Raw genomic sequence first — 5,256 nt, 5'->3', positions numbered from 1 at the left:
GTTGCCCTCACGCCGCGCATCGACGCCGGCGTGGGGGCAACGGCCGCCACGCCGCCCGAGCCCGACGACATCGTCGCGTTCCCGCGTGGCGCGGCGGCCGGCGAATGCCTGCACCTGCTGTTCGAACTGAGCGATTTCGGCGCGCCGGCGGGTTGGCCCGAGGCGGCCCGGCGCGCGCTGCACGAGCGGCCCGTCGAAGCCGAGCCGGAACTGGCGGAACGGCTGCCCGCGATGATGCTGCGCATGGTGGCCGACGTGGTCGCCACCGAACTGGTGCCGGGCCTGCGGCTCGATGCGATCGATCCCGCGCGGCGGCTCAACGAGATGGAATTCCTGTTCCCGGCCGTGTCGCTCGATTTCGCCGCGCTGCGTGCGCTGCTCGTCGCGCACGGCCATCCCGACGTCGCGCTCGAAGCGGGCACGCTGGCCGGTTTCTTCAAGGGCTTCATCGACATGATCGTCGAGCACGACGGCCGGTTCTGGATCGTCGACTGGAAATCGAATCACCTCGGCGCGACAGCCGATGCCTACGGGCCTGCCGCGCTCGACGCGGCGATGGCCGATCACGCGTATCACCTGCAGGCGCTGCTCTATACGGTCGCGCTGCATCGCTACCTGCGCGTGCGCTTGCGCGGCTATGACTACGACACGCATATGGCGGGATATCTGTATTTGTTCGTGCGCGGCGTGCGGCCGGGCTGGGTCAGCGGCGGGCAGGCGGCCGGCGTGCATGCGCGGCGGCCGTCGCGCGAACTCGTCGAGGCGCTCGACGCGCTGATGGGCAAGGAGCGCGCATGAAGGACCTGACCGAACCGTTCGGCTTCGTCGGCGGGCTGGCCGAGCGGCTGCCCGAGCCCGCCGATTTCGGGCTGGCGCTGGCCGAAGGCTTCGCGCGCCGGATCGGGATGCTGTCGCGGCGGCTCGGCGCGTCGTCCGATGCGGCGCGCTGGGCCGCACGCGCGGCGTTCGCGGCCAGCCGGGCGACCGCGGCCGGACATGTCTGCATTTCGCTCGGCGCGCTCGCGCAGCGCTACGACACCACGCTCGACGCGGTGCGCGACGAACTGGCCGCGAGCGGCGTGGCCGCGTTCGGACGCGCCGCGCCGGGCGCCGATTGCCCGCTCGTGATCGACCCGGAAGGGCGGCTCTATCTGGCGCGCTATTTCGATTACGAGACGCGTCTGGCCGATGCGCTCGTGCTGCATGCGCGGGCCGGCGCGGCGGATGCCCCGGCGGGCGGGGCGGGCACCGAGCCGCAAGCGCTGCGGGCGAGCCTCGACCGCTTTTTCGCCGCGCCGCGCGCGGGCGAGATCGACTGGCAGCGCGTGGCGGCCGTGGTGGCGCTGGGCGGGCGCGTGACGATCGTCAGCGGCGGCCCCGGCACCGGCAAGACCACTACCGTGGTGGGCGTGATCGCCTGCCTCCTGGAGATGCAGCCGGCGCTGCGCATCGCGCTGGCCGCGCCCACCGGCAAGGCCGCGCAGCGCATGCAGGAAGCGTTGCACGCGCGCGCCTCGAACCTGCCGCCGGAGCTGGCCGCGCGCCTGCCGCAAACCTCGTTCACGCTGCATCGGCTGCTCGGCTGGCTGCCTGGCGGGCGCTTCCGCCATCATCGCGACAATCCGCTGCCGTACGACCTCGTCGTGATCGACGAGGCGTCGATGATCGACGTCGCGCTGGCCGCGCATCTGTTCGACGCGCTGGCGCCGGGCGCGCGGCTGGTGCTGCTCGGCGACAAGGATCAGCTTGCCGCTGTCGAGGCCGGCGCGGTGTTTGCCGAATTGAGCGCGCGGCCGGCGTTCAGCGCGGCCGGTTGCGAGCGGATCGCGGCGGTGCTCGGCGTCAGCGCGGCGGAGTTCGTCGCAGCGTTGCCGAGCGAGGCGAGCAAGCCGGATTGGGCGAACGATTCGGTGGCGCAGGCTGCCGTGCCGGTGCGTCGTGTCGCGGCGCGCAAGGCGGCCGATGCGGCAGCGGCCGATAAGCCGGCGCAAGGCTCGTTGTTCGATTTCGACGACGATGCCGCTGCTTCCGTTGTTTCCGCTGCTTCCGCACCGTCCGCGGCCGAAGCGCCACGTCCCGACCTGCCGGAGACGGACGCCACGTTCTCCGGCGCGCCGCTCGACGCGTGGATCGAACCGGCGGAACTGTCGTGGCTCGATACCTGGCAGATCGACGAGGCGCATCCGGCGGCGTCCGGTGCGATCCGCAGCGAGCCGGTGCCTGAGGCCGGATTCGAACCGGCCACGCTGCAACACGCGCATCGAACCGCGCTATCCCCCCTCGCCGACAGCGTCGTCTGGCTCGAACGCAACTACCGCTTCGGCCTCGATTCTCCGATTGGCCGCCTGTCGCTGGCGATTCGCCGTGGCGATGCGCAGGCCGCGCTCGACACGCTCTCGACCGACGCCGATGCCGCCGCGCGTTTCGACGCCGATGGCGGCGACGCGCTCGCCGCCGCCACGCTCGACCGTCTCGCGGCCGGGTTTGCCGCGTACGGCGACAGCCTGGGCGACGCGCTCGCCGCCGCCGAGCCGGACCCGCTGCCGCTGTTCGATGCGCTGAACCGCTTTCGCGTGTTGTGCGCGACGCGCAGCGGCGCACGTGGTGCCGACGAGATCAACCAGCGGCTGGCCGCGCTGGTGCGCCGCCGCGTGCGTGTGCCGCTCGCGGTCGGTGCGCACTGGTTCGCGGGGCGGCCCGTGATGGTCACGCGCAACGATTACGCGCTCGGCCTGTTCAATGGCGATATCGGCATCGCGCTGCCCGACCCGCGCGGCGCGTTGCGCGTGTGGTTCCGTGGCGCGGACGGCCAGTTGCGCGCCGTCTCGCCGGCCGCGCTGCCGCCGCACGACGCGGCGTTCGCGTTGACGGTCCACAAGTCGCAAGGCTCGGAATTCGACGAGGCGGCGCTGGTGTTGCCGGCCGCGTTCGGGCGGGTGCTGTCGCGCGAGCTGGTCTATACCGCGATCACGCGGGCGCGCCAGCGCGTGCAGGTGATCGGGCCGCGCGCCGTGCTGGCGCAGGCGATCGCCACCCGCACCCAGCGCGATTCGGGCCTGGCCGCGCGCATGGCCGACGCGGTCGCGCGCTTCGCGCAGGCCGGCCTCGCGCAAGCCGGCACGCGCGAACCCATCGACGAGGAGGCGCCGCGATGATCCGCTATACGCTCGATCCGGCCGAGATCGAACTGTCGGCCGTGCGTGCCCAGGGCGCGGGCGGGCAGAACGTCAACAAGGTGTCGAGCGCGATCCATCTGCGTTTCGACATCCGCGCCTCGTCGCTGCCCGACATTCTCAAGGAGCGCCTGCTCGCGCTGTCCGATCAGCGCATCACGCGCGACGGCGTGGTGGTGCTGAAGTCGCAGGAATATCGCACGCAGGAACAGAACCGCGTCGCGGCGCTGGCGCGGCTCGATGCGCTGATCGCGGACGTGGCCGTGGTGCGTCGTGCGCGCATCGCCACGCGGCCGACGCGCGGCTCGAAGGAGCGGCGGCTCGACGCCAAGAGCCGGCGCGGCGCGGTGAAGGCGGGCAGGGGGAAGGTCAGCGATTGAGGTCGGGACGCGCAGCAGCGGCGGGGCGATGCGCCGCCGCCGGCATGCCGCTTAGTGGGGCTTGCCGGAACTGAGCGCGTCGACGGTTTCGTGAAGGCCGCCGTGATCGGGCACGAACTCGGCGCAGACCACCACGCGCACCGGGCCGTCCGGCGGCACCGGCACTGCCACGGCGGCCGTCCAGGCGTCGCGGCCGGCCGTCAGCGAGTGGTGCGGGCCGGCCACGATCACGCGGCCCGGCGTTTCCACGGCGCGTTGCCAGACGGGCAGCCGCGACCAGTTGCTGCCGATTTCGGGAAACAGCGGCGCGAGGCGCGCGGCCTGGGTGGGCGACACGGCGCCCGGCGGGGTGATCGACGGCGCCGGTTGCACGCCGTTCTCGTCGGTCACGAACACATGCCGGATCGCGTGCATGGCCAGCAGCGGTTCGGTTGCGGCCGACAGGTCGCCATTGCCGAGATAGGTGTGCGCGGCGTCCAGCAGGCGGTTTTCGAGTTCCTCGAAGCCGGGGCCGGCCGCGAGCGCGCGCTGCGAGCGCTCGGCACGCCGCTCGGCATGACGCTGCCAGGCCGCGTCGACACGCTGCGTGCCGCCGTGGCTCGCCCGTTCGAGCGAGCCGTCGGGCAGGCCGAACAGGAAGCCCTGCACGAAATCCACGTCGGCATCCATCATCACCTGCAACGCCTGATCGGTTTCGATGCCCTCGGCCAGCACCAGCGCGCCGGCCTGATGCAGCATCGTGACGAGGTGGCGGATGTTGCGTCGCGCGTCGCCGGGCTGCTGCGCGCGCTCGACGAGCGAGCGGTCGAGCTTGACGATGTCGGGGCGCGCCTGCCAGACCCGGTCGAAATTCGAGAAGCCGGTGCCGAAATCGTCGACGGCGATCAGGAAGTCGCGGTGCTGGATGCGGTCGATGGTGCGCGCCAGCGCGGCTTCGTCGCGCACCGGCTGCTCGGTCACTTCGAGCACCACGCGGGTGGGCGGCAGCGCGAAGTGCGCGCACAGCTCGTCGATCGATTCGCGCTGCGCGCTGCCCGAATCGAGCATCTGCGGCATCACGTTGAGGAACAGCCAGCCCTGGCCGGTATCCTGCGCGGCGAAATTCGCGGCGTGCAGGCAGCGCGTCATGCGGTCGAGCAGCGGGGCGTCGTTGCGGGTGTGGGCGAGTGCGAACAGTGCTTCGGGTTCGAGCGATTCGTCGGGCGAGGCATGGGCGCGGACCAGCGCTTCGTGGCCGACGATGCGGCGGTGCGTGATCGACAGGATCGGCTGGAACACGCTGCTCAGGCGCATGCCGCGATAGTTCGCGCACCAGCCGCCGGCGCCGTCTGAAACGAGCAGGCTGACGAGATGTTCAAGCGTCAGTTCGGCGGACGGTGGCATTGCGCGTAGCTTCGGTGAGGCGGACGCGGTGCGATCCGGAGGGGATCGTCGGCGCACCGCACGGTGTCGTATGAAACGTCGGAATAGGCTTGCGGCGCGCTCGAATAGTGGGTTTCCCTGATCTGCGGCGGCTCGCGCTCACGTACTCTACACCGAATGAATGACCACGGAAAATGCCGTACGCCCCGAATTGTGACAGGATTCGCACGGCCCTCGGTACGGTCCCGCACGGCCGAAATCAAGGAGCCTCTGGAATTCGTCGGATTCGCCGGACGCAAACGATTGGAGTAGCGCCGAATCGGCTGAAATGCGTTCGGATG

The 5,256-nt window shown here is 71.4% G+C and carries 4 protein-coding genes; 3 read left to right on the top strand and 1 reads right to left on the bottom strand.

Going from position 1 to position 5,256, the window contains the following annotated elements; translation table 11 throughout:
- The 3 genes from ACYP33_RS07590 to arfB form a co-directional block, all read left to right on the top strand.
- A partial coding sequence (locus ACYP33_RS07590; RefSeq protein ID WP_459620767.1) for a PD-(D/E)XK nuclease family protein occupies nucleotides 1-798 on the top strand: 798 nt, incomplete at its 5' end.
- Nucleotides 795-3,155 (top strand): AAA family ATPase, encoded by a 2,361-nt coding sequence (locus ACYP33_RS07585; protein WP_459620765.1) that lies wholly within the window; start codon nucleotides 795-797, stop codon nucleotides 3,153-3,155. The genes ACYP33_RS07590 and ACYP33_RS07585, both read left to right, overlap by 4 nt.
- Nucleotides 3,152-3,553 carry an alternative ribosome rescue aminoacyl-tRNA hydrolase ArfB gene (arfB, locus tag ACYP33_RS07580; RefSeq protein ID WP_414444363.1) on the top strand — a complete coding sequence of 134 codons (402 nt, stop codon included), beginning with the start codon at nucleotides 3,152-3,154 and terminating at the stop codon, nucleotides 3,551-3,553. Before ACYP33_RS07585 ends, arfB begins: the two co-directional genes overlap by 4 nt.
- Before the next feature lie 51 nt (nucleotides 3,554-3,604).
- Here arfB and ACYP33_RS07575 read toward each other — a convergent pair whose 3' ends face one another.
- On the bottom strand, nucleotides 3,605-4,936 hold the full coding sequence (locus ACYP33_RS07575; RefSeq protein WP_459620762.1) for an EAL domain-containing protein: 1,332 nt from the start codon (nucleotides 4,934-4,936) through the stop codon (nucleotides 3,605-3,607).
- Between the last annotated feature and the right edge of the window lie 320 nt (nucleotides 4,937-5,256).

Source organism: Burkholderia sp. 3C (assembly GCF_054589155.1).
The sequence above is the reverse complement of the archived record's forward strand: the minus strand, read 5'-3'. Positions and strand labels throughout refer to the sequence as shown.

What these genes read in the sequence shown, in the direction of transcription:
- ACYP33_RS07575 (WP_459620762.1), bottom strand. Translation starts at nt 4,936, where the DNA reads ATGCCACCGTCCGCCGAACTGACGCTTGAACATCTCGTCAGCCTGCTC.
- arfB (WP_414444363.1), top strand. Translation starts at nt 3,152, where the DNA reads ATGATCCGCTATACGCTCGATCCGGCCGAGATCGAACTGTCGGCCGTG.
- ACYP33_RS07585 (WP_459620765.1), top strand. Translation starts at nt 795, where the DNA reads ATGAAGGACCTGACCGAACCGTTCGGCTTCGTCGGCGGGCTGGCCGAG.